This is a genomic window from Marinobacter sediminum (assembly GCF_016820575.1).
GTDB lineage: Bacteria > Pseudomonadota > Gammaproteobacteria > Pseudomonadales > Oleiphilaceae > Marinobacter > Marinobacter sediminum.
The window spans coordinates 1,245,490-1,271,801 of the sequence record NZ_JAEMQH010000001.1 but is presented as its reverse complement, the minus strand read 5'-3'; the positions used below and the strand labels follow the sequence as shown (position 1 = coordinate 1,271,801).

27 protein-coding genes and 1 tRNA gene are annotated in these 26,312 nt (G+C 58.3%); 13 read left to right on the top strand and 15 right to left on the bottom strand.

What is annotated here, in order from left to right; genetic code table 11:
- From FGO67_RS05620 to FGO67_RS05610, 3 genes are all read left to right on the top strand, one after another.
- Window positions 1–1,149, top strand: coding sequence for a murein hydrolase activator EnvC family protein (locus FGO67_RS05620; RefSeq protein ID WP_420844500.1), 1,149 nt, complete (start codon window positions 1–3; stop codon window positions 1,147–1,149).
- Between the two features lie 97 nt (window positions 1,150–1,246).
- A complete protein-coding gene (locus FGO67_RS05615) occupies window positions 1,247–2,665 on the top strand; it encodes a S41 family peptidase (RefSeq protein WP_203299691.1) in 1,419 nt (472 codons plus the stop codon).
- On the top strand, window positions 2,665–3,489 hold the full coding sequence (locus FGO67_RS05610) for a divergent polysaccharide deacetylase family protein (RefSeq protein WP_203299974.1): 825 nt from the start codon (window positions 2,665–2,667) through the stop codon (window positions 3,487–3,489). Before FGO67_RS05615 ends, FGO67_RS05610 begins: the two co-directional genes overlap by 1 nt.
- A 16-nt stretch (window positions 3,490–3,505) precedes the next feature.
- Here the strand turns inward: FGO67_RS05610 and hisF are convergent, their stop codons facing one another.
- From hisF to FGO67_RS05585, 5 genes are all read right to left on the bottom strand, one after another.
- Entirely contained in the window at window positions 3,506–4,279 is a 774-nt protein-coding gene (hisF, locus tag FGO67_RS05605) for an imidazole glycerol phosphate synthase subunit HisF (RefSeq protein WP_203299690.1), read from the bottom strand.
- 9 nt (window positions 4,280–4,288) lie between these two features.
- Complete coding sequence (hisA, locus tag FGO67_RS05600) at window positions 4,289–5,026, bottom strand: 1-(5-phosphoribosyl)-5-[(5-phosphoribosylamino)methylideneamino]imidazole-4-carboxamide isomerase (RefSeq protein WP_138438842.1); 738 nt, start codon at window positions 5,024–5,026, stop codon at window positions 4,289–4,291.
- 38 nt (window positions 5,027–5,064) lie between these two features.
- Window positions 5,065–5,715: an imidazole glycerol phosphate synthase subunit HisH gene (hisH, locus tag FGO67_RS05595; RefSeq protein WP_203299689.1), complete on the bottom strand. Its 651-nt coding sequence runs from the start codon at window positions 5,713–5,715 to the stop codon at window positions 5,065–5,067.
- A gap of 31 nt (window positions 5,716–5,746) precedes the next feature.
- Window positions 5,747–6,340 (bottom strand): imidazoleglycerol-phosphate dehydratase HisB, encoded by a 594-nt coding sequence (hisB, locus tag FGO67_RS05590; RefSeq protein ID WP_203299688.1) that lies wholly within the window; start codon window positions 6,338–6,340, stop codon window positions 5,747–5,749.
- A gap of 117 nt (window positions 6,341–6,457) precedes the next feature.
- On the bottom strand, window positions 6,458–6,919 hold the full coding sequence (locus FGO67_RS05585; protein ID WP_203299687.1) for an SRPBCC family protein: 462 nt from the start codon (window positions 6,917–6,919) through the stop codon (window positions 6,458–6,460).
- A 189-nt stretch (window positions 6,920–7,108) separates the two neighbouring features.
- On the opposite strand from FGO67_RS05585, the gene FGO67_RS05580 reads away from it, so the two are divergent.
- From FGO67_RS05580 to FGO67_RS05565, 4 genes are all read left to right on the top strand, one after another.
- Entirely contained in the window at window positions 7,109–9,307 is a 2,199-nt protein-coding gene (locus FGO67_RS05580) for an AsmA family protein (protein ID WP_203299686.1), read from the top strand.
- Window positions 9,307–10,371: an A/G-specific adenine glycosylase gene (gene mutY / locus FGO67_RS05575; protein ID WP_203299685.1), complete on the top strand. Its 1,065-nt coding sequence runs from the start codon at window positions 9,307–9,309 to the stop codon at window positions 10,369–10,371. Before FGO67_RS05580 ends, mutY begins: the two co-directional genes overlap by 1 nt.
- 82 nt (window positions 10,372–10,453) lie before the next feature.
- Complete coding sequence (locus FGO67_RS05570; protein WP_138438836.1) at window positions 10,454–10,726, top strand: oxidative damage protection protein; 273 nt, start codon at window positions 10,454–10,456, stop codon at window positions 10,724–10,726.
- A gap of 120 nt (window positions 10,727–10,846) precedes the next feature.
- Window positions 10,847–10,922 (top strand) — tRNA-Phe (locus tag FGO67_RS05565).
- A gap of 53 nt (window positions 10,923–10,975) precedes the next feature.
- Here FGO67_RS05565 and FGO67_RS05560 read toward each other — a convergent pair.
- The 10 genes from FGO67_RS05560 to dctP form a co-directional block, all read right to left on the bottom strand.
- Complete coding sequence (locus FGO67_RS05560; RefSeq protein WP_203299684.1) at window positions 10,976–11,632, bottom strand: SDR family oxidoreductase; 657 nt, start codon at window positions 11,630–11,632, stop codon at window positions 10,976–10,978.
- A gap of 34 nt (window positions 11,633–11,666) precedes the next feature.
- Window positions 11,667–12,470, bottom strand: coding sequence for an enoyl-CoA hydratase-related protein (locus FGO67_RS05555; protein WP_203299683.1), 804 nt, complete (start codon window positions 12,468–12,470; stop codon window positions 11,667–11,669).
- A gap of 47 nt (window positions 12,471–12,517) precedes the next feature.
- Window positions 12,518–12,958: a DUF4124 domain-containing protein gene (locus FGO67_RS05550; protein ID WP_203299682.1), complete on the bottom strand. Its 441-nt coding sequence runs from the start codon at window positions 12,956–12,958 to the stop codon at window positions 12,518–12,520.
- 106 nt (window positions 12,959–13,064) lie between these two features.
- Window positions 13,065–14,273 (bottom strand): glycolate oxidase subunit GlcF, encoded by a 1,209-nt coding sequence (gene glcF, locus FGO67_RS05545; RefSeq protein WP_203299681.1) that lies wholly within the window; start codon window positions 14,271–14,273, stop codon window positions 13,065–13,067.
- 13 nt (window positions 14,274–14,286) lie between these two features.
- Window positions 14,287–15,354: a glycolate oxidase subunit GlcE gene (glcE, locus tag FGO67_RS05540; RefSeq protein ID WP_203299680.1), complete on the bottom strand. Its 1,068-nt coding sequence runs from the start codon at window positions 15,352–15,354 to the stop codon at window positions 14,287–14,289.
- Entirely contained in the window at window positions 15,347–16,819 is a 1,473-nt protein-coding gene (locus tag FGO67_RS05535) for an FAD-linked oxidase C-terminal domain-containing protein (RefSeq protein WP_203299679.1), read from the bottom strand. The genes glcE and FGO67_RS05535 overlap by 8 nt, the downstream gene beginning before the upstream one ends.
- Window positions 16,820–16,911: 92 nt before the next feature.
- Complete coding sequence (locus FGO67_RS05530; protein ID WP_203299678.1) at window positions 16,912–17,337, bottom strand: GlcG/HbpS family heme-binding protein; 426 nt, start codon at window positions 17,335–17,337, stop codon at window positions 16,912–16,914.
- Window positions 17,338–17,359: 22 nt separating this feature from the next.
- Window positions 17,360–18,892: a TRAP transporter large permease gene (locus FGO67_RS05525; RefSeq protein ID WP_203299677.1), complete on the bottom strand. Its 1,533-nt coding sequence runs from the start codon at window positions 18,890–18,892 to the stop codon at window positions 17,360–17,362.
- On the bottom strand, window positions 18,889–19,593 hold the full coding sequence (locus tag FGO67_RS05520) for a TRAP transporter small permease subunit (protein ID WP_203299676.1): 705 nt from the start codon (window positions 19,591–19,593) through the stop codon (window positions 18,889–18,891). Before FGO67_RS05520 ends, FGO67_RS05525 begins: the two co-directional genes overlap by 4 nt.
- 99 nt (window positions 19,594–19,692) lie before the next feature.
- Entirely contained in the window at window positions 19,693–20,820 is a 1,128-nt protein-coding gene (gene dctP / locus FGO67_RS05515; RefSeq protein WP_203299675.1) for a TRAP transporter substrate-binding protein DctP, read from the bottom strand.
- A gap of 273 nt (window positions 20,821–21,093) precedes the next feature.
- On the opposite strand from dctP, the gene FGO67_RS05510 reads away from it, so the two are divergent.
- The 6 genes from FGO67_RS05510 to astE all read left to right on the top strand — a co-directional run bounded on the left by FGO67_RS05510 (window position 21,094) and on the right by astE (window position 26,292).
- Window positions 21,094–21,852, top strand: coding sequence for an FCD domain-containing protein (locus tag FGO67_RS05510; RefSeq protein ID WP_203299674.1), 759 nt, complete (start codon window positions 21,094–21,096; stop codon window positions 21,850–21,852).
- 159 nt (window positions 21,853–22,011) lie between these two features.
- Window positions 22,012–22,782: an ABC transporter ATP-binding protein gene (locus tag FGO67_RS05505; protein WP_041339196.1), complete on the top strand. Its 771-nt coding sequence runs from the start codon at window positions 22,012–22,014 to the stop codon at window positions 22,780–22,782.
- An 85-nt stretch (window positions 22,783–22,867) separates the two neighbouring features.
- The gene (locus FGO67_RS05500) at window positions 22,868–23,623 is read left to right on the top strand and encodes a transporter substrate-binding domain-containing protein (RefSeq protein WP_203299673.1); all 756 of its coding nucleotides are present in this window, start codon (window positions 22,868–22,870) and stop codon (window positions 23,621–23,623) included.
- A 47-nt stretch (window positions 23,624–23,670) separates the two neighbouring features.
- Window positions 23,671–24,375, top strand: a complete 705-nt coding sequence (locus tag FGO67_RS05495) for an ABC transporter permease (RefSeq protein ID WP_203299672.1) — start codon at window positions 23,671–23,673, stop codon at window positions 24,373–24,375.
- A 3-nt stretch (window positions 24,376–24,378) separates the two neighbouring features.
- A complete protein-coding gene (locus tag FGO67_RS05490; protein WP_203299671.1) occupies window positions 24,379–25,101 on the top strand; it encodes an ABC transporter permease in 723 nt (240 codons plus the stop codon).
- Between the two features lie 156 nt (window positions 25,102–25,257).
- Entirely contained in the window at window positions 25,258–26,292 is a 1,035-nt protein-coding gene (gene astE, locus FGO67_RS05485; protein ID WP_203299670.1) for a succinylglutamate desuccinylase, read from the top strand.
- Window positions 26,293–26,312 lie beyond the last annotated feature (20 nt).

The window sequence follows — 26,312 nt, the reverse complement described above, 5'->3', positions numbered from 1 at the left end:
CTGCAGGTTGGCGTGAATCTGGTGCGATCGGCCCTGCTGCTGGCGCTGTTCATTCTGGCAGTGCCAGCTCTGGCCCAAAGCGAAGTCACTCCGGAACAGATCGAAGACCTCAAGGAACGCATTGAGGACATCGACGATTGGCTCGCCGACGCCGAAGAAGATCGCTCGGAGCTGGAGCAGCAACTGGCCGCCAGCGAGCGCAAAATCGGGCGCCTGACCCGTGAGCGCCGGTCGCTGCGTGAGCGTGTTGCCGAGCAACAGCAACGCCTGAAGGAGCTGGAGCAACAGCAACGGGAGCTGACGCGAACCCTCGACAGCCAGCGCGAAAGCCTGAAACGGCAGATCCGCGCTGCCTGGATGGAAGGGGATACTCCCGCTCTCAAGGTTCTGCTCAACGAGGTCAGTCCGGACCGTGTTGCCCGAACCATGACTTACTATGAATACCTCAGCCGCGACACGGTACAGCGGCTTGAGGCCTTCCAAAACAGCCTGCTGGCGCTCAAGGAAACCCGAGCCAGCGTTCAGGCTACTCGCACAGAGCTGGCCCAGACTGAGGCGGACGTAGCCCAGCGCCAGCAGCAGCTGACCCAGTCCCGGCAGCAACGCCAGCAGACCCTTGCCGCCCTGAACGCCGACATCAAAAACCGTCGCGGCGAGCGCGAAGAACTGGAGTCTGATCGCAAGCGGCTGGAAAAGCTCCTGAAGGAAGTACAGGAAGCCATTGCCGACATCCCCACTCCCAGCGAATCCGAGCCGTTTCAGACCCTGCGCAACCAACTGCCCTGGCCGGTTCGCGGCAAGGTAGTTAGCGGCTATGGCGAGCGCTATGCCGACGGCAAATTGCAGCGCAGCGGGTTGCTGATCAATACCGGCGAGGAAGTTGAGGTCAAGGCCATTCATTATGGCCGCGTGGTGTTCGCCAACTGGCTACGGGGTTTCGGCCTGATCACCATCATTGATCACGGCGACGGCTACATGACACTCTACGGCCACAGCAGCAGCCTGTTCACCAGTCCCGGCGACTGGGTGGCAGCGGGCGAGTCCATTGCCCTGGCTGGTCGCACTGGCGGCACCGATCATCCGGCGCTGTACTTCGAGGTGCGCCACAATGGCAAGACGACCAACCCCCGGCGCTGGCTGGCCGACTGATCGGCGGCATGAGGGCTGACAAACGAGCTGGCTGACGCCATACTGTCGGGAATCGGGGAAACCAGTCCAACTATCGGAATAAACACGGGATAAGTGAATGAAACGGGTCAGAAATCCACGCTACACCTTTCCGCTTCGCAGCCTTGCTCTCGCAACCTGTTTCTCCACCGCCTCCGGACTGGCCCTGGCTCAGGACCAGACTGACGAACAAAAGCTGCTTGAAGGCATTCAGAACGGCGAACGTGTCGAGATCTCGCTGCCCGACCCTGAGACCCAACTGCCACTGGACGACCTGCGCAAGTTCACCGAAGTGTTCAGCCGCATCAAAGATGCCTACGTTGAGGAAGTGAGCGACCGCCAGCTGCTGGAAAGTGCCATCAAGGGCATGCTGTCAGACCTCGACCCGCACTCCACCTACCTTGCACCCAAGGATTACGAGCAGCTGGAGGAAAGCACCTCCGGTGAGTTTGGCGGCCTCGGCATTGAGGTCGGCATGGAGAACGGCTTCGTCAAGGTCATCGCCCCCATCGACGACACTCCGGCGCAGAAAGCAGGCGTGCAGGCCGGTGACTTGATCATCAAGCTGGATGAAAAGCCGGTCAAAGGCATGAGCCTGGAAGAAGCGGTGAAACTCATGCGCGGCAAGCCGGGCACCACCCTTACGCTCACGATCATGCGTGAAGGGCAAAATGCCCCGATCGAAATCCCGGTGGAACGCGACGTCATCAAGGTCACCAGCGTTAAATCCCGGATGCTGGAAAACGGCTATGGCTATGTGCGCATCACCCAGTTCCAGGCCGAAACCGGCAGCCAGTTCCTTGGCGCCCTGAGCTCTCTGGAAGACGAATATGGTAGTGACCTCGACGGCCTGGTGATCGACCTGCGCAACAACCCGGGTGGCGTACTGCAAGCCGCCGTGGAAACCGCTGACGCCCTGCTGGATAACGGACTTATTGTCTATACCGAAGGTCGCATCCAAAGCTCCCGACTGCGGTTCAGCGCCAAGTCTGGCGACGTTATGGCGGATACCCCCATTGTGGTGCTGATCAACGGCGGCTCGGCGTCGGCGTCGGAAATCCTCGCAGGTGCCCTGCAGGATCACGAACGCGCCGTCATCATGGGCACCAAATCGTTCGGCAAGGGCAGCGTGCAGACCGTGATTCCGCTGGATGAGACTCACGCCATCAAGATGACCACCGCCCGTTACTACACCCCGGACGGCCGCTCCATTCAGGCCACCGGCATCAAGCCGGATATTGTGGTGCGCCCGGCGGAGCTTACCGAACTCGATAGCCAGCCGTTCTTTACCGAGGCCGACCTGACCGGTCATCTGGAAGGACAAAACGAAGGCCAGCAACCAGCAACAAAAGATGCTGAGGGCGATAGCGACGCGGCGTCGCTGGCCGATCGGGACTACCAGCTGCGCTCTGCGCTCAACCTGTTAAAAGGCCTGCACATCCTGAACCGCAAGGGTAAAAGCAGCGCCGGTACCGAGGGACAGGATTCCGCCCAGTGATGTTGTTCCGGCTTTCTGTACTGGTGGCGGCCCTGGTCGCCACGCCCCTTGCAACGGCGGAGTCAGGCAGCACGGGAGCCGCTGGCGCGCTGCCGCCCACCATCGCCATCATCATCGATGACATGGGACACAACCTGGAGGAAGGTGAACGGCTGGCACGGATCGAGCAGCCGCTGACCCTGGCTTTCCTGCCCTACCGCCGCCACACCGTTAGCCTGGCCAAACTGGCGCACCGGCAGCAAAAGGAAATCATGCTGCACGCACCCATGGCCAACACCCGCGACTTTGCCCTTGGGCCCGGCGGCCTGACCTCCGACATGGACGAGAACAGCATTACCCTGACCCTGCGTCGGGCGCTGCAGTCCATCCCCTACGTTCAGGGCGTCAACAACCACATGGGCAGCCTGCTGACCCAGAAACTGCAACCCATGGACTGGGTAATGAGAGAGCTGCGCCAATACCCTCTGTACTTCGTAGACAGCCGCACCATTGCCTCATCGGTGGCCGGAGAGGTGGCCGAGGCCTACCAGATTCCAAGCCTGACCCGGGACGTGTTCCTGGATCACGAGCAGACCGAAGAATTTGTCGACCGCCAGTTCAGGCTGCTGATAAAGCGCGCAAAAGAAAATGGCAGCGCCATTGGCATTGGCCACCCGCACAAGGTCACCGTGGACTATCTGGAAAAGCACCTGCCGGAGCTGGACGCTCAGGGCGTGGCCATTGCGACCGTCAGCGGCCTGTGGGCCATTCGCAACAGCAATCGTGAGATGTTCGTGGAAGGGGAAAAGCAGGCCATTCGACCTGCCTTTGCCAGAAAGCCCTGAGGCTTCTGCCGGGACCTTAGTCCCGGACTTCGATGCCCTGACCTTTCATGAAGGCCTTCGCTTCGGGAATGGTGTGCTGACCGAAGTGGAAGATCGAAGCCGCCAGTACCGCGTCGGCGCCGCCCTGAGTAACGCCATCCGCCAGATGCTGCAACTCGCCAACCCCGCCTGAAGCAATCACCGGAACACTGACCGCATCACTGATGGCCCGGGTCAGCCCCAGATCAAAACCAATTTTGGTACCGTCGCGGTCCATGCTGGTCAACAGCAATTCGCCCGCGCCCATTTCGACCATCTTCCGGGCCCAGTCCACCGCATCCAGGCCGGTCGGCTTGCGACCACCGTGGGTGAAGATTTCCCAGCGTGGTGTCTCGCCCTCGGCGCTGACCCGCTTGGCATCAATAGCAACCACAATGCACTGGCTGCCAAAGCGTTCGGCCGCTTCGTGGACAAACTCGGGGTTAAACACCGCTGCGGTGTTGATCGATACCTTGTCGGCACCGGCATTCAGCAACTTGCGAATATCGTCCACGGTACGCACACCGCCACCAACGGTCAGCGGGATGAATACCTCCGCCGCCATACGCTCAACGGTTTCATAAGTGGTGTCGCGGCTCTCGTGGCTGGCCGTGATGTCCAGGAAGGTAATCTCATCGGCGCCCTGTTCATTGTAGCGGCGCGCTACCTCGACCGGATCGCCGGCGTCGCGGATATCAACAAAGTTGACGCCTTTGACTACCCGGCCCTTGTCGACATCGAGACAGGGAATAATGCGTTTTGCCAGACCCATGGTTTCCCCTTACGCCTTCAGGCTGTCGCAGAATGCCTGCGCTTCGGCCACATCCAGCGTGCCCTCGTAAATAGCACGGCCGGTGATGGCGCCGAGGATACCCCGGTCGGCCATCGGCGCCAGGCGCTTCAAGTCATCCATGTTGGTAACACCGCCGGAGGCAATCACTGGAATGCCGCCCTCTTCCGCCAGCGCCACGGTCGCCTCAACGTTTACGCCCTGCATCATGCCGTCACGGCTGATGTCGGTGTACACGATGGAATCAACGCCGTCGTTGGCAAAGCGCTTGGCCAGATCGGTGGCCATGACTTCAGACACCTCGGCCCAGCCATCGGTGGCCACGCGGCCATCTTTGGCATCCAGACCCACAATGATGTGGCCCGGGAACCGCTTGCACATATCGGTGACAAAATCCGGCTCTTTCACCGCTTTGGTGCCAATGATCACCCACTGCACACCGGCCTTCAGATAGGCTTCGATGGTCTCGGCGGAGCGGATACCGCCGCCAATCTGAATCGGCAGATCCGGATACTTGCGGGCAATCGCCTGAACGATCTCGCCATTCACCGGCTCACCGGCAAAGGCGCCGTTAAGATCCACCAGATGCAGACGACGCGCGCCGGCCTCTACCCAACGGGTGGCCATATCAACCGGGTCGTCACCAAAGACAGTGGAATCGTCCATCCGGCCCTGGCGCAGGCGTACACACTTGCCGTCTTTCAGATCAATGGCAGGAATAATCAGCATAAAGCAAAGTCCGTGTTAATCGTTCAGATGCCCCGGCGTTATTTGCCGGACCAGTCAACAAAGTTTTTCAGGAGCTGCAGGCCAGCACGGGCACTCTTCTCCGGGTGAAACTGCACCGCAAAGATGTTATCGCGGGCAACAGCGGCGGCCAGGTCGACACCGTAGTGGCTGCGGCCGGCAATATCGGCATTGCCTTCCGCCTCGGCGTAATAGCTGTGCACGAAGTAGAAACGGTCACCATCAGGAATGTTGTGCCACATGGGGTGATCAACGCTCTGGTAGACCTCGTTCCAACCCATGTGAGGCACCTTCAATCGCGACCCTGACCGCTCGCCGTTTTCCACCAGATTGTCACCGAAGAAGCGGACCTGGGCCGGGAACAGATTGATGCCATCGACACCTCCGTTCTCTTCACTGCGGGACATCAGTGCCTGCATACCCACACAGATGCCCAGGAAAGGGCGGTCCCGGGAGACTTCACGCACCAGGGTATCTACCTGAAGCCGGCGGATCTCGTGCATACAATCACGAATGGCACCAACCCCGGGAAGGATCACATGGTCGGCCTCGCGGATCTGGTCGGCGTTGTCGGTCACCAGCACGCGAACATCCGGCGCTACGTGCTCAACTGCCTTGCGCGCCGAATGCAGGTTTCCCATGCCGTAGTCGATAATGGCAACGGTCTTCATAATGGAATTCGATATCCTGTGCTGTAGCGAGTTACAGAGAGCCTTTGGTGGACGGCATGATGCCCGTCATCCGCTCATCCATTTCGATCGCCATGCGCAGGGCGCGGCCGAAGGCCTTGAAGACGGTCTCGATCTGGTGATGGGTGTTCTTGCCCTTCAGGTTATCGATGTGCAGGGTCACCATGGAGTGATTCACGAAACCGTGGAAAAACTCTTCAAACAGGTCGACGTCGAAGCCACCCACGGAACCACGGGTGTAAGGCACATCCATCATCAGCCCGGGACGGCCGGAAAGATCGATGACAACGCGGGACAGAGCTTCATCCAGAGGCACGTAAGCGTGGCCATAGCGACGGATGCCTTTCTTGTCGCCTACTGCCTGCTTGAATGCCTGCCCCAGGGTGATGCCGATGTCTTCAACGGTGTGATGGTCATCAATGTGCAGATCGCCTTTGGAGACGATGTTCAGGTCCACCAGGCCATGGCGGGCGATCTGGTCCATCATGTGTTCGAGGAAGGGAACGCCGGTGTCGAAAGTGGACTTGCCGGTGCCATCGAGATCAATCTCGACAGTAATCTGAGTTTCCAGGGTATTTCGTTCTACCCGAGCCTTACGTTCGGCCATGGGGACTCCGTAGCAGTTAGGCGGCACAGCGCCGCAAATTTTCAATTCGCGGATTATACCTTTTCTGCCCGCCGGAGTCCCACAACCGCGTTTATCAGCGTGATAGCCGAAACCGGATCAGACTGCCGCCTTGAGATTCTTCATGTAGGTGTCTACGAGGCTGTTGAACTCGTGCTTGATAACCGGGCTGATCGCCAGCTTCAGCAGCCCGGGCAGCGGCACGGTCAGCTCGGCGTGAGTCTGGAACTTGGCGGAGGTGAGCGAATCGCCCTTGGACTTCAGCGTCCAGGAGCCGCGCACGACACCGTTGCCCTCGCCCTTAACCGGCTCCCAGGTGATCCGGCCAGCGTCTTTATCCGAATGATACTTGCAGGCGTAAACGGACTGGATCGCATGCTTATCCACGCCCACCTTCTCCATTTCCCAACGGTAAGTGTTGTCGCCCAGGTCCGTCAGCTTGTTCACTTTTGGAAAGTGACTTGAGGAACGTGGCACATCCGCCAACAACTCAAAGACTTCATCATAGCTACCCGGAAGTTCCAGTTCCCGGTTAAGCTCAATTGAAACAGTTATTGCCACGGTTATCTCCTTGTTATGTTTGTTAGCTTGTATGCAGTCAGAAGCTCAAGAGGGTATTCTGGCTTAACACTACGGCGTTGTCATACTGGCACGCTTTTAATTTACTTGCCCTGCGTTATTCTTTGACGTGTAAGCATCCGAAATCGTTCCGAAACTTTCCAGGCTCGACGAAATAAGGAAATTTGAACCATGAAAGCTGTTCGTTATCTGTTGATTGCGATTGTTGCCGTGATCTTGCTGGCCGTGGTCGCGGTTGCCATCGCCATGGCTGTGATCAACCCCAATGACTACAAGCCGCAGATTGAGCAGGCGGTGGAAAAACAGACCAACCTGGATCTTGTGCTGGAGGGCGACATTGGCTGGTCGTTCATCCCACTCGGCCTGGAACTGAACAACGTACAGGCCAACCTGGAAGGCGACCGGTTTGTGGCGCTGGAACAGCTGGTGGCGCAGATCGACTTTTGGTCGCTGATCGCCATGGCACCTCAGGTAGACACCTTTGTGCTGAGCGGCCTGGATGCCAACCTTGAAGTGAACGAACAAGGCCAGGGCAACTGGACCCGAATCATGCCGGAGCCAGCCGAGGGCGAGCAACCCCAGACTGCCGAAGCTGAAGAGGAAAAGCCCGAGGACACGGCAGCCAAGGAAGGAAGTAGCCAACCGCTGAATTTTAACGTCAACAACGTTGAGATCAGCAATGCCCAGGTGCACTACACCGACAAAAGCACCGGCCAGGCCGTCACCCTGGACAACTTCACCGTGACCGCCAGCGACATCACCCTGGGTTCGGAATTCCCGCTCGACATCAGTTTCCGCATCGAGACCGCCAAACCCCAGTTTGAGGTGGACGGCAGCATCAGCGCCCGCCTTGCGGCGAACGAAGCACTCAATGAATTTGCCGTTTCTGGCCTGTCGGCGGTATTCGACATGAACGGCGAGCCCTTCGGCGGCCAATCGGTAACCGCTGAACTGGGCGGCTCCGCCCGCGCCAACCTCGAAAACGAGACCGCGACGCTCAGCGGCTTCACCGCCAGCCTTGCCAACCTGTCCATGACCACCGACCTGCAGGTCAAAGGCTTTGGCGAAAAACCCGCCCTGAACGGCAAACTCAGCATCAGCGAGTTTTCCCTGAAGAAACTGCTCAGCAACCTGGGCCAACCGGCCGTGGAAACCAGCGACCCTGAGGTACTCAAGGCTCTGGCCTTCTCAACCAACATTGGCGGGCCTGCCGGCAAGGTTGAGCTCTCCGACCTGACCCTGAAACTGGATGACACCACCTTCAATGGTTCGGGCAGCTACAACCTCGCCAACACCGGCGTTGTGTTCCGGTTGCAGGGCGACAAGCTGAATGCCGACCGCTACCTGCCACCAAAAGCTGAAGACGAAGCAAAAGCAGAAGCCGCGCAAGGGAACGGCGACAGCGCCTCCGGCCAGCAGACGGCCGCCACCCAGGATGCGCCGGAGACCGATCTGCTGCCGCTGGAGACCCTGCGCACCCTGCTGCTGGACGTTGATTTCGGCATGGCCGAGCTGATTGTGAGCAACCTGACCATCAAGGAAATTAAAGCCAGCACCACCGCTAAAAACGGCCTCATCAAAGTCGACGAATTCAGCGGTAAACTTTACGAGGGCGGCTTCGGTGCCCAGGTGACGCTGGATGCCCGCAGCGACAACCCCAAGTGGACAATCGGCTCCGACGTCTCCAACGTTCAGACCCTGCCACTGCTCACCGACCTGGCGGAAGTAGACATGCTGTCCGGTGGCGCCAACCTGAAAGTGAACGTCACCACTGCCGGTAACCGCATCTCGGTACTGCGCGAAAACGCCAACGGCCAGATCTCGTTCAACCTGGCCGAGGGCCAGTTCCGCAAGATGAACCTGACCCGCATGGCGTGCCAGGGCATCGCCCTGGTAAACCAGGACAGCCTGAGCACCACAGACTGGGGCACAGCCACGCCGTTTAACGACATGCGCGGCACCCTCAACATCAACGGCAACACCCTGAAAAACACCGATCTGGTGGCAGCGCTGGCTGGCATGAAACTGGAAGGCGACGGCACCATCGATCTGAAACAGAGCACGATGGACTATGAAGCCGGCCTGCGCATCGTCGGTGAGATTCACCGCGATGAAGCCTGCCGGGTCACCGAGTACGTGGAGAACGTGGTTATTCCGGTCGAGTGCCGCGGCAACTTCGCCGAGGACCCGGCTGGCCTTTGCTCCTTCGATGGCTCCCGGTTCCGCGATACCCTGAAGACCATCGCAGCCAACGCAGCCAAAACGAAGGCCAAGGAAGAAGTGGACAAGGCCAAAGCCAAGGCGAAAGAAAAAGTTGAAGAAAAGCTGCAGGAAAAGCTCGGCGACAAACTGAAGGGCCTGTTTAACTGATGCCTGACCGTTTCGCCGAACGACTGCTCGACTGGTTCGATAAGCACGGCAGGCATGACCTGCCGTGGCACGAGAACCAGAACGCCTACCGGGTCTGGGTCTCTGAGATCATGCTGCAGCAGACCCAGGTCGCCACGGTGATCCCCTACTTCAACGCGTTCATGGACCGGTTCCCGAATGTGCAGACGCTGGCCGAGGCTCCGGTGGACGAGGTTCTCAGCCACTGGTCCGGCCTGGGCTATTACGCCCGGGCCCGCAACCTGCAAAAGGCGGCTAAGACCGTAGTTGAAGACTTTGGCGGCGAATTTCCCGATGATCCCGAACAGCTGGAGACCCTGACTGGCATCGGCCGCTCAACGGCAGCGGCCATCGTCGCACAGGCCTTTGGCAAACGGGCCGCCATTCTTGATGGCAACGTAAAGCGGGTTTTGGCCCGCTACCACGCGGTGCCCGGCTGGCCTGGCCAGACTGCTGTCTTGAAACAGCTCTGGCACCATGCCGAAGAACATACCCCCGATGCCCGGGCCCGGGACTACACCCAGGCGATCATGGATCTGGGCGCCATGGTGTGCACCCGCAGCCGGCCCAAGTGCGACGCCTGTCCGCTACAATCAGGCTGCACTGCCCATGCCGAAGGCGAAGAAACACGTTACCCCGGCTCCAAGCCCAAGAAGGCCAAGCCAGAGAAAACCACCTGGATGGTGATACTTGAGGACAGCGACGGCCGCATCCTGCTGGAACGACGGCCACCCAGTGGCATCTGGGGCGGACTCTGGAGCTTGCCGGAGCTGGACCCGGCTCTGGGCGCTGATGAATTGCAGGAAAGCTGTGAGCGGCAACTGGGACTGAACTGTGGCGATCCGGAACTGATCAGCGGCTTCCGCCACACCTTCAGTCACTACCACCTGCACATCCAGCCCGCCCGCCTCTTGGTCCACGACGCCCGACAAGTCGCAGACGGCGACCACCGGAGCTGGTTCCATCGGGACGAAGCCCTGACCCTCGGATTGCCGGCTCCGATTCGTAGCTTGCTGACCCAACCGGAGCAGACCGCCCTGCTCTAACACCGGCGTGCACTCCGCTTCAGCCCAGCCCACTCCGATCTGTTATCATGCCGCCAGATTCACTCTGCCAACAGGAGCCAACATGAGCCGCACCGTATTCTGCCGCAAATACCAGAAGGAACTCGATGGCCTGGCCTTCCCGCCCATGCCCGGCAAAAAAGGCCAGGAACTCTACGAGACCGTATCCAAGCAAGCCTGGGAAGAGTGGCAGGCCGAGCAGACCATGCTGATCAATGAAAAGCACCTGAGCCTGATGGACCCGAACACCCGTAAATACCTTCAGGCCCAGATGGAACACTTCTTCGACAATGAGCCATTCGACCAAGCCGAGGGCTATGTTCCGCCCGAACAGTAACGACGATTGATCAAAGCCTGATCAACACTGAAAAGATTCGGGATTTTTTCCGAACCGGCCTTGACTCAATACATCGAAACCGGTTTAATAGCGCCCCGTTGCACAGCAGTAGCGCAACTTGCCCGGATAGCTCAGTTGGTAGAGCAGGGGATTGAAAATCCCCGTGTCGGTGGTTCGATTCCGCCTCCGGGCACCACGAATTCCACGAAAAAGCCCGCCTTGTGCGGGCTTTTTTGTTTTTGCGCTACTTCAAAACGGCAAGACTTTCCCATCCCAGGCTTTGAAGCATCCCGTTTCAGTCAGATTCAGGTTGTCGATCTGCCGACGCAGGCCATCAACTGACTCTTCAACCGAAACCTCGGCCTCAGGACCTCCCATATCGGTGGCGACCCAACCTGGATGATAGATACCCACCGCAATGCCTTCTGGTCGAAGATCGACCGCAAGATTGCGCCCCAGATTGATCGCGGCGGCTTTGGAGGCCCGGTATATGTACCTCCCGCCACCGGCCGCAGCCTGGGAACCCAGCAAGCTGGAGACGATCGCAATTTTTGGGGTATCGCCATGCTCCTGGGCCAACCTGAGATTGGGCATCAGTGCCTGTACCGTCAGGAATACGCCGGTAACATTGACCTGAAAGTGCCTGGCCCAGAGCTCCGGAGAATAACCAGCCTCCAGTTGTTCATGGCGGTCCATCAGGATGCCGGCATTACACACTAGCGTTGATATGGGCCGGCCTTGCAGGCGCTTGCCGAGGGCGGAGACGCTGTCCGGCTCCGCCACGTCCAGCTGCTCCAAGCCTGGCTCATTCCGGGCCGTTCCAATGACCTCTTTGCCTTCGCGCCGCCATTCGCCGGCAAGTCCCTGGCCGATGCCACGGTTGGCGCCTGTAATCAGAATTGTCATGGCTTTGTCCTTGTTGGTGAGTACGCAGCCAGGGTTACCCCCGCCCCATTGATGCCAACATGCGATTCACCGCCTCCAGATGCTCTGGCTCGTTGTGGCTCATACCCTGAAACACAGCGCACAGATCAAGGAAATCCTTCAATTCCATGCGCTGGGCCATCTTCATCAGGCGTTTGGTCAACCGGGTTGCCTTCGGCGGCTGGTTGGCCATCCGGGTCGCGAGTTTCAACGCCTCGGGCATCAACTGGTCGTCCGGCACCACGGTCATGACGATGCCAAGCTCTTTGGCTTCATCGGCCTCAATCACACGGCCGGTCATGGTCAGCTCAAACGCCCGCTGGTAACCGATCAGGCGCTGCATCAGCCAGGCACCGCCGTCGCCGGGAATAATCCCGAGATTCAGAAAGGTCTCGCCGAACTTGGCCCGCTCGGAAGCAATCCGGATATCGGCCATGTTGGCGAGATCAAAACCGGCACCAATGGCCGCCCCATTCACCGCCGCGATCACCGGCACTTCGACCGCCTGCAGCGCCAGCGGAATACGCTGGATACCTTTGCGGTAACGATCGGCACACTCGGCCACATCGCCGGCAAAATCGCCGCCACGCTCGGCCATGTCGCGGATATTGCCACCGGCACTGAACGCCGAGCCGGCACCGGTGATCACCAGAACGGACACCTCATCGCACTGATTCACCCATTCGGCCGTAGCCACGATGTCATCGATCAGGGCGGAGCCGGTCAGGGCATTTCGGAGGTCGTTACGGTTCAGGGTCAGAACGGCGACCCGCTCATCGAGGGTCAGCAGAGCGTCGGTCAGTTCGGGCAAGTTGGTCATGGTGGGCTCCTGATTGCTGTTGGTTTCGGGCAATATAGCACCTCAGGCTACTGCAACAGGCATTCACGGCTGAGCTTCTGGCTGGTTTCACGCCGCTGACGCCGGAGGGTATTGCCTTTGTCGTTGCCATAACCGGCCCGCAGCTTGGATTGAATCCTGTCCAGTTTTTTCCGATAAGTGTCACAGGCTTTTTTGCGCTGAACGAGGGCCTTTTCCTTCGCACCGCCCTCTCTCACTCCCCGACCGGGTGTCGACAGCAAGCCGCGAACGTCGTCACGAATTCCAGACACGCGCCTGCCCTGCCGCAGGTTTTCCGACATAGGCACCGTTAATGGTGGTGAGATGACAAGTTCCTGATGGGGCAATTTGCCCGGTGGGTAATCCGAGAAGTGCGCCACGCCGTTGGGGTCAATCCAGGTATAAACCCCGGCGTAAAGCGGTGAACTGAAGCATCCGATGACAACGAAAATCGCCAATATCCATGGCATAAAGATCCACTCCCTGTGGGTTCGCTAACTGCGGAGCAGTATAACGACCCCATCAGGGAATGAACGGAACCTGGCCCCGGATTACCAAATCCAATACCGCATCAGCTTACTGATCCAGCAACTCGATCCAGTGCTGGACCGGCACTTGCGCCTTGGTTTCCAGGTGCATCTGGCAGCCAATGTTGGCGGTGACGATGCGGTCGGGGTTGTCCACGGTCAGTGCCTTGAGCTTGTTACCCAGCAGCTTCTGGCTCATCTCCGGCTGCGTTACCGAGTAGGTACCGGCAGACCCGCAGCACAGGTGCTTGTCCTTGGTGACGGCCAGGTTCACACCGGCCTTGGTCAGAACCTGCTCGACCACGCCGCTCTGCTGCATGGCGTGCTGCAGAGTACACGGACAGTGGAACGCCACCTTACCCGGACTCTGGCTCAGCTTGAGCTTGTCCAGATCCTGCTTTAGCAGGAAAGCGCCGATGTCGGTGCACAGCTCACTCACCTTCTGCGCTTTGGCGGCGTAGACCGGATCATCCTTGAGCAGGTGGCCGTAGTCCTGAACCATGGCGCCACAACCAGAGGCGGTCATGATGATGGCCTCGGCACCGGCCTCGATGGCTGGCCACCAGGCATCGATGTTCTGGCGCATCCGCTCGAGACCTTTCTCGTGCTCGGACAGGTGGTAGTTCACGGCGCCACAGCAGCCTGCCTCGGGCGCCTCGACCATGGTGATACCCAGCTTATCCATTACCCGGGCTGCGGCCGCATTGGTGTTCGGTGTTGCGGACGGCTGCACGCAGCCGGCCAGAGCCAGCACGATGCGGTTATGACTGGCCGCGGGCCAGGGGCTGGCCTGTTTTCGCGGCGGTACCTTGGTGCGCAGCGGCGCCGGCAGTATCGGACGGAATATTTGCCCCATCCGCAACAGCAGGCCAAAGAGCTGGCGATTGGGGATGACCCGGGCCAGTCCCCAGCGCAGCCACTTGTCCTTGGGAGCCCGTGGCAGCTCTTTCTCCATCAGCCCCCGACTGATATCCACCAGGCGGCCATACTGAACTCCGGACGGACAGGTGGTTTCGCAGCTGCGGCAAGTCAGGCAGCGATCCAGATGCTCCCGGGTCTTTTCGGTCGCTTCCTGGCCTTCCAGGAACATCTTCATCAGGTAGATCCGACCACGGGGGCCGTCGCGCTCGTCGTTCAGCTCCTGATAGGTCGGGCAGGTTGCGGTGCAGAATCCACAATGGACGCAGGCCCGAAGAATGGATTCGGCCTCCTGCCCTTCCGCTGTATTGGCAAATTGTTGAACCAGATTTGTTTGCATCGTATTCCTGCTCTTACAACCAGCTGTATAAACGTCCGGGATTAAAAATATTATCCGGATCGAACGAATTCTTTACCCGGCGCTGAATCGCCTTTAGCGCCTCAGGTTGGTGGTGCATCACCTCGCCGTTGCGGTCGCCGCCACGGAACAGGCTGACCTGTCCGCCCGCGGCCCGGGCCAGCGGCTCCATGTCACTGAGTTCGCCGGCACCACGGTACCAGCGCTGAGCACCGGCCCAGTCGATGAACCAGTTGCCATCAAGCGCCGGGTTTGCGGCGGTAGACCCAACGGAAAAGCGCCACAGCGGGACATCGTTCCCGGCAAAGAATTCGTGCTTCAAATCCTGAACCTGCTGCCAGAACTCATCGCCCTGCTCCAGCACCTCGCCGGACCATTTTTGGGCCGTGGCTTCCACGGCTGACTTGGCACCGGACAGGCGAAGATAGACTTTACCGCCCACCCAACAAGCGCCAGTGATCGGCTTGGGTTCGGCCGAACGGCTGTTCATGTAATGGATGACTTCATCCATAGCCATGTCCTGCACCAGGGTCATGGACGCCGCCGGTTTCGGCATTACCTTGAGGCTGATCTCAGTCATCACGCCCAGGGTTCCCATGGCGCCGGCCTGCAGGCGCGAGACATCGTAGCCCGCGACGTTCTTCATCACCTGGCCACCAAAGCGCAGGTGCTCACCTTTGCCGTTCAGCAGACGAACACCCAGCACCTGATCACGCACCGAGCCTGTCCACGGCCGAGCCGGGCCGGACAGATTGGTCGCCAGGGTGCCGCCAATAGTGGCCTCAGGGCCCAGTCTGGGCGGCTCAAAGTGCAGCGCCTGGCCATGTTCGGCCAGTGCTGCCTCAATGTCGCTCAGCGGTGTGCCGGCGCGCACGGTCAGTACCAGCTCAACCGGGTGGTATTCAACGATACCGCTGTGCTCGCCCACGCTCAGGGTGCCAGCGTCCGGGTCGGCAGTCCGGCCCATAAAGGCCTTGGTGCCGCCACCCACTATGTTGAGTTTGTGCCCACCATCGCGGGCAGCGATAACCTGTTCTGTCAGTTGTTTGGAAATATCAGCCATGGGCGGCTTCCGTAGGTTCGTGCTTGTGTTGTTTATGCTCGAGGGACCGGTATTCCTGGCAGAATTTCAGGGCCGGTACGCCCTTGCCCGGGTTCAAAATCCCGGCAGGATCGAAGGCGGCTTTAACATCGTGGAACTGCTGCAACTCGTTGTCGCTGAACTGCACCGCCATCTGCCGGATTTTCTCCACCCCCACTCCGTGCTCACCGGTGATGCAGCCGCCGACTTCAACACAAAGCCGAAGAATGCTGCTACCAAAGTCCTCGGTGCGCTCAAACTCACCCGGGACATTGGAATCAAACAGGATCAGAGGGTGCAGGTTACCGTCGCCGGCGTGGAACACGTTGGCCACTCGCAGGCCAAACTCTTCGGACATTTCCTCCATCCGCAGCAGCACATTGGCCAACTCGCGCCGGGGAATCGTGCCGTCCATGCAGTAGTAATCCGGCGAGATCCGGCCCACCGCCGGGAACGCCGACTTCCGGCCTTTCCATAGCAGCGCTCGCTCTTCCTCGCTCTCGGAGGTCCGTACCGAGGTCGCTCCAAACTTGCGGAACACTTCCTCGGCCTGGGCGATGTGCTCGTCCACTTCCTCAACCGTACCGTCCACTTCACACAACAGCAGGGCCTTGGCTTCGCGCGGGTAACCCGCCTTGGCGAAATCGTCCGCCGCAACAATGGCGTGGCTATCCATCATTTCCAGCCCGCCCGGGATAATGCCGTGGGAGATCACGCCACCGACGGCATCACCGCCATTCTGGACACTGTCAAAACCCGCCATCACGACCCTCGCCACTTCCGGCTTGGGCAGCAGTTTCACCTTCACTTCGGTGACTACGCCAAGCAGTCCTTCCGAGCCGGTCATCAACGCCAGCAGATCCATACCGCAGACATCCAGGGCATCACTGCCAACGGTGACCACATCACCCTCGGCCGTCACCATCTCCACGCTGTGCAAGTTATGCACGGTCAACCCGTACTTCAGGCAATGCACGCCGCCGGAGTTCTCTGCCACGTTGCCGCCGATGGTGCAGGCAATCTGGGAGGATGGATCGGGGCCGTAATACAGACCGTACTGAGCCGCTTCCTCACTGATTGCCAGGTTGCGAACGCCGGGCTGCAACCGGGCCGTTCGCGCTAACGGATCGATCTCAAGGATGCGGTTGAATTTGGCCAGCGACAGCACCACCCCCTCTTTGTGGGGCATGGCTCCGGCGCTGAGCCCGGTACCAGCACCGCGGGCAACCACCGGCACCTTGTGTTCGTTGCAGATGCGCATCACCCGCTGCACCTGCTCTACGGTTTCCGGCAGCACCACAAGCAATGGCATCTCGCAGTACATGGAAAGGCCGTCGCACTCGTAGGGCTTCATGGTTTCGCTGTCGGTAATGACATAGTCCGGATCGATGAACGACCGGAACTGTTCCGCCAGCTCGGCTTTGCTGACTGTTGGCTTGGTAGTCATAGCATTCTCTGAATTCGTGTCACATCGGGCTCCGCCCGCAGGCGGAGATCACTGACAGGCCCTGAAGCCCGCCAGTTATGCTGTGACAGCGGTTAACCGCGTTTGGTTTCAAAGTGGTCGAGACCAGCCTGGGCACAATCCATGTCCTGCTGGGGCGTGCCGGAACTCAGGCCAATACCACCAACCACTTCACCGTTCACAATCACCGGCAGACCACCACCGACAGAGCTCAGGCGTCCACCCACCTCGGTGTGAATACCAAAGGCCAGACTGCCAGGCACGTTGGCCTTGTTGTAGTCGTGGGTCGCCTTCTTGGCGGCGGCTGCGGTGAACGCCTTGTCCTGGGCAATGGTGACGCTGGTGATCTTGCCACCGTCCATGCGTTCAAAGGCAATCAGGTTGCCGGATTCGTCCACAATCGCGATGCACATAGGAATTCCGATTTCCCGGGCCTTTTCTGCGGCCCCTTCGATCAGGATGCGCGCATCCGCAAGATCCAACCTGTTAATCGTCAACATAATGAATTACTCCTTAAAAAAATTAGCCGTAAACCAGTCCCGGCAGCCAAGTGACGATGCCAGGGATAAGAATACACATGAACAGCCCGAACGCCTGGATTGCCAGGAAAACCAGGGATGACTTGAAGATGGTACCCATAGAAATTTCCGGCGGGCAAACACCACGGATGTAGAACAGGGCGTAGCCGAACGGCGGGCTCAGGAACGACATCTGCATATTCACCAGATAAAGCACACCAAACCAGAGCACCACATCGTCGCCAGCGACCGGCGGGAACCCGAACAGACCGGGGAACTCCAGCGCTTTTACGATCGGGATGAAGATGGGCACTGCCAGCAACAGGATACCAACCCAGTCAAGGAACATACCCAGAACGACCAGTAACACCATCAGCAGCAACAGGATACCGTAAGCCGACATCCCCGTACCCAGAATGGCATCGGTCACGAACTGCTGACCGCCCTGCAGGATATAAAAACCAACGAATACCGAGGCACCGAACATGATCCAAAGGACCATCGCGGACGCTTTGGCTGTGGTCACAGACGCTTCGCGAAGACCGGCAATTGAGAACTTTTTGTGCATCATCGCAACGATGATGGCACCGAAAGAGCCGATGCCCGCTGCTTCTACCGGCGTAGCAATACCACCAAACAGCAGGCCCAGAACCAGGCCGACCAGGGCAAGGGGGGCGATCAGGTTACCCAGGAGCTTTAGTTTCTCTGTCAGACTGATCCGGTCTTCCATCGGGATCGGTGGGCCCAGCTTCGGATTCAGCCAGCTGCGCACCAGCACATAAGTCAGATACAGACCGGAGAGCATCAGCCCCGGCAACAGCGAGCCCAGGTAAAGCTCGCCCACCGACTGCTGCGCCACCACCGCGTACAGAATGGCCAGGATGGACGGTGGTATGAGAATACCCAGTGTTCCCCCCGCCATAATAGAACCAAGCGCAATCTTGTGATCATAGTGCCGTTTCAACATGGCCGGCAGCGCGATGATGCCCATGGTTACGACCGCGGCACCGATAACACCCACCATCGCTGCCAGAATGGTCGAAGCAACAATCGTTGCGGCCGCAAGACCACCGCTGATGCCACCCATCCACTTGTACACCACACTGAACATTTCCTCGATCAGGCCGGCACGCTCAAGCATCGACGCCATGAAGATGAACAGGGGAATCGCCGCGATGTCCGGGTTGGCCATCAACGGGAAGATACGACCAGGCACGATGTTCAGCATCATGGCATCACCAACCAGGTAGATGAACATGACACCCAGGCCGCCGGTAACAAAGGCCAGTGGCAGGCCCATCATCAGAGCCACTGCCAGGGAGCCGAACATCAGATAGGTCAGCGGGCCAATGTCCACGCCAGACAGGCTGCCCGAAAGTTTGAAAAGGAACCGCTCGTCACTCCACGGGTCGTAAAACAGAATGTTGATCAGTTCAACACAGATGACAAACGCCAGACCCACGGTGGCGATGATCATTAACCATGTGCCCAGCTTCCCGGCCATGCCGCTGCTCGGCGCTGCAGTCGTTGTACTCATGCGGTGCGCTCCTGACCGAGACGGATAAACAATACGATGTCTTTAAGCAGCTTCGAGAAGCCGGCTAGCAAGAGCAGGATCGCGCCCAAAAACATTACGCCTTTCACGGGGTAATATTGGATTCCCCATGTCTCGACCGTGGTCTCTGTCATCATCAGTGAGTCCTGAAAAAAGGTCCACGATGTGGTGGCCAGAACAGCCGCAAAAATAAAGAAGAACATGGAGGTGAAGATATCCATGCCCACGCGCCCGCGCACCGGAAGGAAGTTGTAGACGACGTCCACCCTGACATGAGCACCGTGCAACAGCGCGAAGGCGCCAGCGAGAATGTACTGCATGCCGAAAATCAGGAAGCTGGCTTCATGCACCCAGATCGTTGGCATATTGAAGATGTACCGCATCACCACTTCGAAGAAATAGAAAAGTACTGCGTTGATGGTCCAGAACGCCACGAAAAGCCCTGATTTCTCACACATCCAGTCAACGGCTTTTGTAAACCAGTTACCCTCATACTCGAAGTGTGCCAGGGGGTCATCTTCTTCGGTTTGTAACTCGGAAATCGTTTTTTCGGGCTCGGCATCATCGCCGCCACGCTTACTGCTCCACTTATCCCAAGCCATCATGAGCAGTGGCATTACGGCAAGCCAACCCCAGTAGAACCAGTGCGGCAAGACAAAGCCAAATGCACTCAGATCAGACATGTTGCTACCACCTAGATCAAAGAGCGGGGAAGGGAGGGTTAATCCTGTGTCGGCTAACCCTGCCTTCCCCGATTATCGTTTTTGTTTGAGCTTTTGAACTTAGAAGCCCTTGATGTCTTCTTCGGTAATGTAACCAACCGTGTCGTTCATCATGTACTTCAGCTGGATATCCAGAATGGCGCGTGCGTCCTCATTCTTGTTTGCCCAGTTGAACCAGATGGGAATGGCCGCTTTACGCCAGGCTTCCAGGTCTTCCTGGCTCAGACGGGTAACCGTGTCGCCTTCTGCCTTGAACTTCTCCATGGCGGCTATGTTGCGCTCCTGGATGGCCAGGTAGTGTTTCTGGGAGTAAATGCGCACCTCATCCTCGACCAACTGCTGAAGCTCAGGCGATATCGAGTTCCAGGCACGCAGGCTGACGGTCAGGTCCATCAGATCGACCGGCTGGTAAATGGACATGACCCCAGGAGGTCCGAAGATGATGTAATCAGTCACTTGGGAGAAGCCCAGCTCGTAGTTAACCGCAGGGCCTACGTAGTCCGCCGCATCGATAGTGCCTTTCTCGAGGGCCGGAAAGATGTCTGAGCCCGGCAGACTGACGGTGGACACGCCAAACTGCTGGAATACCTCGGCAACCATGCCCCCCGGGACACGGATCTTCATGCCTTTCAGGTCAGCCAGGCTGTTGACCGGTTTTTTGGAATGAATGATGTTGGCGTCATGCTGGATCGGGCCGACGTAGAACAGACCGAACTTCTTGTAGATTTCCCGGGTCTTTTCCAACATGCCCATGGAATAGAACATGGTGTCCCAATGATGAGGTTGATCAGGACCGGCTGGATATGAAGACAGGAAGACAGAGGCAGGAATCTTCCCTGACCAGTACAGGGTGAACGGATTCATACCCTGCAGAACACCGTTACGAACAGAGTCGAACAGTGAGTTATTGTCGGCAGCGACAGCCTTGGCCGGGAAGCATTGAAACTTCAGTTCTCCGCCTGACTTCGCCTCAATACTCTTGCACCACTCGTCGAACAACGAGTAACCCACGGTGCCTGCGTCCCAAACGGACTGAATCTTCCACGTGGTTGCGGCATGAGCCTGTCCAGCCCCCAGCAGCATCGTACCAGCAAGAGCGACGCCCATGGCGGCAGTTTTAAGGAAACTTCTGCGAGGTGGGGTCTCGCCAGTGTCACAGCTATTTCGGATGTTATTCTTCGAAATCATCGAAACGTCTCCGTTGGTTTTGTTGTTATCAGCGTCTGACTCAACGCCGGCTGGGCAAAATTTAACCGTCCGACATTAAGAAGATATTCGTAGCCAATGCGGGTTTAGTCCAGCGGTTAACCCACTGGTCGGACCAGTTTTTCCAGCGTCATAAATGGACGAATTGGCTGTAATCATCCATATTTACAGGGCTTGGCGGCGTATCCACCAAGGTCCGAATCACCAACTCTGATAACAGTCACTGGTCAGACCAGCGAAAAAACAGGCACCTGAATGGCAATCTCCCAGGAAATTTCGTACCGACTCGAGCGGCTCATTCTTGACGGTGGGCTGGCGCCGGAGCAGAAAATTCCTTCGGAACGCCAGCTGGCTGCTCGACTGGGCGTGTCCCGGGCTGTCATTCGGGAGGCACTGCACGAGCTGCAAGGCCGCGGGGTTATTGAGACACGACACGGCAAGGGGTCGTTCGTTGCCAGCATGGTTCCGCAATCAGAATCCGTGGACGACCACAGCCCGCTCATGCACCTGTTCGAAGGCCACCCCCGCACGCTGTACGATTTGTTGGAAGTACGCGAGCAGCTTGAGGGCCAGGCGGCATTCCTGGCGGCCCAGCGCGCTAATGGCGCAGACCGACACCGAATCACCAAGGCATTCAGAGCCCTGGAAGAGACAGACCCGCTCAGCAACGCGCGGTCAGACCATAGTTTTCATCTGGCAATCGTGGAGGCATCCCACAATCCGATACTGGTCCATGTGCTCAGCAGCCTCAAAAATATGATGCTGATGACGGTCCAGGCCTCGGTGGCTAACCTGAATCCAAGACAGGAAATGCGGAAAAAGATCGTGCGCCAGCATCGACAACTCTATGAAGCCATAATCTCCAGCAAGCCCGGGGTGGCCCAGAAGGCTGCCATGGCTCACGTTCGATTTGTCAGCGACTCGCTGCGCGAATTGGAAAAGGATGGCAGCCAGGTCATCCGGATGCCGGTTCCCCCGGAGAGCGCTGCACAACGCTCACAGCAGAATCTATAATGCGGGCACACCGTGTCGGTACGGCAAACACATTCATCATACAAAGCAGCGTGTTGGATTTCGGCTAACAAAGCAGAAAAGCCTTTTTAAGAGGTATTGATTTCCGCCGCCACAGTCCGTAAAACATGCGCCTTTGACTGACAGCCTCGGGAGCTTCCAATGGCGGACAAATCGCCTTTGATCTGCAGGGATATTCACAAGACTTTCGACAAGCATGAAGTGCTCAAGGGCATTTCACTGGAAACCCGCAAAGGCGACGTGGTTTCCCTGATCGGCAGTTCCGGCTCCGGCAAGAGCACCTTTTTGCGTTGTATCAACCTGCTGGAAACGCCTACCTCCGGCGACATTATCGTGCACGGCGACCCAATCCGGTTCACCAACAACCGCAAGGGCGAGCGTATTCCGGCTGATAACAAGCAGGTTGAACAGATCCGCTCGAAACTTTCCATGGTGTTCCAGGGCTTCAATCTGTGGTCTCACATGACCGTGTTGGAAAACATCATCGAAGCCCCGGTAAACGTGTTGAAGGTGCCAAAGAAAGAGGCCATCGAACGTGCCGAGTCCTACCTCCAGAAAGTGGGCATCTATGAGCGCAAGGATTACTACCCGGCGCAGATGTCCGGTGGTCAGCAGCAGCGTGCTGCCATTGCCCGCGCCTTGGCCATGGAGCCTGAGGTGATGCTGTTCGATGAGCCCACCTCAGCCCTGGATCCGGAACTGGTGGGTGAAGTTCTGAAGGTTATGCAGAGTCTGGCCGAGGAAGGCAGAACCATGATCGTGGTCACCCACGAAATGGCGTTCGCAAGGGATGTTTCCAGTCAGGTCCTGTTTTTGCATCAGGGCGTAATTGAAGAACAGGGTACGCCCGAAAAAGTGTTTGATAACCCGGACTCGGAACGCATGAAGCAGTTCCTCGCTCCCAACTTCTGACACTCGGTGCTATCTTGAGTTCGTACTGGATGCAGTGCTTCCATTAAAAATAAGCCGAAAAGGCAAATCACTGGAGAAGTAACACATGAAAAAACTGATTGTTGCAGCGAGTTGCGCCCTGGCCCTGGCGGCCGGAACCGTCCAGGCCAAAGACTGGAAAGAAATCCGCATCGCCTTTGACGTGCCTTATGAGCCGTTTGAGTACAAAGACGAAAATGGCGAGCTGACCGGCTTCGAAGTTGAGCTGGCCGAAGCCATGTGTGCCGAGATGAAAGCGGACTGCGAATTCGTCATTCAATCCTGGGACGGCATGATTCCTGGCCTGCTGGCGCGTAAATTCGACGCCATCATGTCTTCCATGTCCATCACCCCGGAGCGTGCCGAGCGCGTACTGTTCTCCGAGCCGTACTACAACACCCCGGGTGGCTGGTTCGCGCCTGAAGCCTTCAACACCGACGTCACCGACATGGACGCCATGAAGGGCAAGGTAGTTGGCGTTCAGCGTGGCACCACCATGGACTCCTTCGTTACCGAGAACATGGGCGGCATCGTAACCATCAAGCGTTACACCACTGCCGACGACATGGTTCTGGATCTGGAAGGCCAGCGCCTGGACGTGGTTTTTGTTGATTACCCGGTAGGCGAGCAGACCGTACTGAGCAAAGACGGCTTCAAGGAAGTCGGCGAGCCGGTCAAGCTGGGTGAAGGCGTAGGTGTTGCCATGCGTCAGCGTGACAAGGACCTGGCCGCAAAGGTAAACGCTACCCTGAAGAAACTGAAGAAAGATGGTACCTACGACACCATCATGCAGAAGTACTTCAACTACGACATCAAGATGTAAACCGCAGGGGTGGCCTCACCGGCCACCCCTGACTACCGGACGTTTCCATGCTCGATCTGAAAGGCTATGGCCCGGCACTACTGGACGGGGCAATCATTACCATTGAACTGGCCTTCCTCTCTCTGGCCCTGGCAGTCACACTCGGACTGATTGGCGCCTCCTCCAAGCTGTCCAGCAACCGTGTCGCCAAAGGCGCCGCTACGGCCTACACCACGCTGATTCGCGGTGTACCGGATCTGGTCATGATGCTGCTGTTTTACTACGGCGGACAGGTGGCCGTGAACAATATCTCGGACCTGCTCTGGGAAGCCTACGAAATCGACTTTTTCTTTCAGTTCGATCCGTTTATTTCTGGTGTTGTCACCATCGGGCTGATTTTCGGTGCCTACATGACCGAAACCTTTCGCGGTGCCTTTCTGGCGGTTGAAACCGGCCAGATTGAAGCCGCGCGCGCCTACGGGTTCACCCGCTGGCACACGTTCCGACGCATCATCTTTCCACAGATGCTTCGCCATGCCCTGCCCGGCCTCGGTAATAACTGGCAGGTGCTTCTGAAAACCACGGCGTTGGTGTCCATCATCGGCCTGACCGATATGGTTCGGGTGGCCGAGGAAGCGGCCAAGGCCGAACGCATGCCGTTCCACTTTTTCATTCCGGTGGCGTTCGTGTATCTGGCGCTGACCGCCGGATCCGAGCTGTTCATCAAATGGCTCAACAAGCGCGCCAATGTCGGCGTGGTTCAGGGGGGATAAGACATGCCTGACTTTATCGCCCAATGGCTGAACCAGAACGACATCTTTACCGCCATGACCATGCTGGAATACTGGAATGGTCTGGTTAGCACGGTTCAACTGGTATTCCTGTCGCTGGTGATCGGCCTGGTTTGCGCTGTCCCACTGGCGATCACGCGCACCAGCCGGAATCCACTGGTTTCCTTGCCGGTGTGGCTCTACACCTACCTGTTCCGTGGCACGCCGCTGCTGATCCAGCTGTACATCATCTATTACGGCATCGCGCAGATTCCGGGGATTCAGGAAACTTTCTGGTGGGGGATTTTCCGAGAGCCGTTCTATCCCGCGCTGCTGGCGTTCACCCTGAACACGGCGGCCTACACCACCGAAATCATTCGCGGTGCGATCATGTCCACGCCCCATGGCGAGATTGAGGCGGCCAAGGCCTATGGCATGAACTGGTTCATGCGCATGCGTCGGATTATCCTGCCGAGTGCCGCCCGGCGTGCGGTTCAGGCCTACTCCAACGAGGTCATCTTCATGCTGCACTCGAGCGCGATTGCCAGTGTGGTGACTATTGTCGATCTGACCGGTGCCGCCCGGAATATCTATTCCCGGTTCTACGCGCCATTCGATGCGTTTATCTTTGTGGCGCTGATCTACATGGTGCTGACCTTTATTCTGGTATTTGCTTTCCGCAAGCTTGAAAACCATCTGTTGCGACATCAGCGCCCCATAAGCAACTGACACTTGCGCAGACTTTGGTGCCCGGGCAGGCAGGGTGTTGCCTCCCGGGAGCCGCTCGAGCCCATCCATGGGGCGCTTGAGTGAAGCCGTCCATGGCTTAATACACTCCCGGGAGGCAACACCCTGCCCGCCCCCAGATTTGTTTCGGGGATTCCAATGACTGTTTATTCGGATCTGTTTTCTAACTCACCTGACTGGCTTGATCACACCTTGAGCCATGCTTCCGATAATTTGAGCGAAACTCGCAGCCAGCTCCCAGACGGCACGATTATTGTTCGAAAGGCCTTGGGGATTCTGGAGCTGATTCCAGGTGCTAACCAATCCAACCCGAATGACGAAGCGCTGATTATCTCCGCCGGTGTGCACGGCAACGAGACGGCACCTATTGAGGTTTTGAATGGCCTGGTCAGCGAGTTGCTGAATGGTGACTGGCCGCTGGCTTGTCCGTTGTTGCTGATCCTGGGCAACCCGCCGGCCATGGTTAGGGGCGACCGGTTTCTGGATGCCAACATGAACCGACTGTTCCACGGTGCCCATCAAAAGGCCGAGTATCAGGAGTTGCCGGAAGCGGCGAGAGCGCGACAGATTGAGTCGCTATGTCGGGACTTTCAGGCCAACCATTCGGGCCAGCTCTCACACTACGACCTGCACACGGCCATCCGGCCATCCCAGCGGGAAAAGTTTGCGCTCTATCCGTTTGTTGAAGGTCGCGAGGTGCCGGCGCAGCAGTGCGAGTTCCTGCTGGAGGCCGACGTTGAAACGCTGCTGCTTCAGCACAAGGCAGGTACCACGTTTTCGTCGTTCTCGTCGTCTCAGCTCGGCGCCGAGAGCTTCACCGTGGAGCTGGGCAAGGTGCGGCCGTTCGGGCAGAACGATCTGAGCCGGTTTACCGGCATTCGTGATGCGCTGCGACGTCGATTCCGGGGCCAGCCTGCGCCGCAATCGGAGAAGGCGACGTTTGAACGGCTAACAGTGTTTGAGGTGGTGCAGGAGATTCTGAATACCGGCCCGAACTTTGTGTTTCATGTGCCGGATGACGTGGCGAACTTTACCGAGTACGCGCCGGGCACGGTGCTCTGGGAGGACGAGTCGACCACGTACCGGGTTGGCGATCAGGCCGAGTCGATTGTGTTTCCCAACAGGGACGTGCCTGTGGGCCAGCGAGCGGGCCTGCTGATCCGGCCCCGGTAAACACACCGGAGCCGGATCAA

Excerpts from the sequence above, each read along its gene's own strand:
- FGO67_RS05615 (WP_203299691.1), top strand. The coding sequence starts at position 1,247 with ATGAAACGGGTCAGAAATCCACGCTACACCTTTCCGCTTCGCAGCCTT.
- FGO67_RS05610 (WP_203299974.1), top strand. The coding sequence starts at position 2,665 with ATGTTGTTCCGGCTTTCTGTACTGGTGGCGGCCCTGGTCGCCACGCCC.
- hisF (WP_203299690.1), bottom strand. The coding sequence starts at position 4,279 with ATGGGTCTGGCAAAACGCATTATTCCCTGTCTCGATGTCGACAAGGGC.
- hisA (WP_138438842.1), bottom strand. The coding sequence starts at position 5,026 with ATGCTGATTATTCCTGCCATTGATCTGAAAGACGGCAAGTGTGTACGC.
- hisH (WP_203299689.1), bottom strand. The coding sequence starts at position 5,715 with ATGAAGACCGTTGCCATTATCGACTACGGCATGGGAAACCTGCATTCG.
- hisB (WP_203299688.1), bottom strand. The coding sequence starts at position 6,340 with ATGGCCGAACGTAAGGCTCGGGTAGAACGAAATACCCTGGAAACTCAG.
- FGO67_RS05580 (WP_203299686.1), top strand. The coding sequence starts at position 7,109 with ATGAAAGCTGTTCGTTATCTGTTGATTGCGATTGTTGCCGTGATCTTG.
- mutY (WP_203299685.1), top strand. The coding sequence starts at position 9,307 with ATGCCTGACCGTTTCGCCGAACGACTGCTCGACTGGTTCGATAAGCAC.
- FGO67_RS05570 (WP_138438836.1), top strand. The coding sequence starts at position 10,454 with ATGAGCCGCACCGTATTCTGCCGCAAATACCAGAAGGAACTCGATGGC.
- FGO67_RS05560 (WP_203299684.1), bottom strand. The coding sequence starts at position 11,632 with ATGACAATTCTGATTACAGGCGCCAACCGTGGCATCGGCCAGGGACTT.
- FGO67_RS05555 (WP_203299683.1), bottom strand. The coding sequence starts at position 12,470 with ATGACCAACTTGCCCGAACTGACCGACGCTCTGCTGACCCTCGATGAG.
- FGO67_RS05550 (WP_203299682.1), bottom strand. The coding sequence starts at position 12,958 with ATGCCATGGATATTGGCGATTTTCGTTGTCATCGGATGCTTCAGTTCA.
- glcF (WP_203299681.1), bottom strand. The coding sequence starts at position 14,273 with ATGCAAACAAATCTGGTTCAACAATTTGCCAATACAGCGGAAGGGCAG.
- glcE (WP_203299680.1), bottom strand. The coding sequence starts at position 15,354 with ATGGCTGATATTTCCAAACAACTGACAGAACAGGTTATCGCTGCCCGC.
- FGO67_RS05535 (WP_203299679.1), bottom strand. The coding sequence starts at position 16,819 with ATGACTACCAAGCCAACAGTCAGCAAAGCCGAGCTGGCGGAACAGTTC.
- FGO67_RS05530 (WP_203299678.1), bottom strand. The coding sequence starts at position 17,337 with ATGTTGACGATTAACAGGTTGGATCTTGCGGATGCGCGCATCCTGATC.
- FGO67_RS05525 (WP_203299677.1), bottom strand. The coding sequence starts at position 18,892 with ATGAGTACAACGACTGCAGCGCCGAGCAGCGGCATGGCCGGGAAGCTG.
- FGO67_RS05520 (WP_203299676.1), bottom strand. The coding sequence starts at position 19,593 with ATGTCTGATCTGAGTGCATTTGGCTTTGTCTTGCCGCACTGGTTCTAC.
- dctP (WP_203299675.1), bottom strand. The coding sequence starts at position 20,820 with ATGATTTCGAAGAATAACATCCGAAATAGCTGTGACACTGGCGAGACC.
- FGO67_RS05510 (WP_203299674.1), top strand. The coding sequence starts at position 21,094 with ATGGCAATCTCCCAGGAAATTTCGTACCGACTCGAGCGGCTCATTCTT.
- FGO67_RS05505 (WP_041339196.1), top strand. The coding sequence starts at position 22,012 with ATGGCGGACAAATCGCCTTTGATCTGCAGGGATATTCACAAGACTTTC.
- FGO67_RS05500 (WP_203299673.1), top strand. The coding sequence starts at position 22,868 with ATGAAAAAACTGATTGTTGCAGCGAGTTGCGCCCTGGCCCTGGCGGCC.
- FGO67_RS05495 (WP_203299672.1), top strand. The coding sequence starts at position 23,671 with ATGCTCGATCTGAAAGGCTATGGCCCGGCACTACTGGACGGGGCAATC.
- FGO67_RS05490 (WP_203299671.1), top strand. The coding sequence starts at position 24,379 with ATGCCTGACTTTATCGCCCAATGGCTGAACCAGAACGACATCTTTACC.
- astE (WP_203299670.1), top strand. The coding sequence starts at position 25,258 with ATGACTGTTTATTCGGATCTGTTTTCTAACTCACCTGACTGGCTTGAT.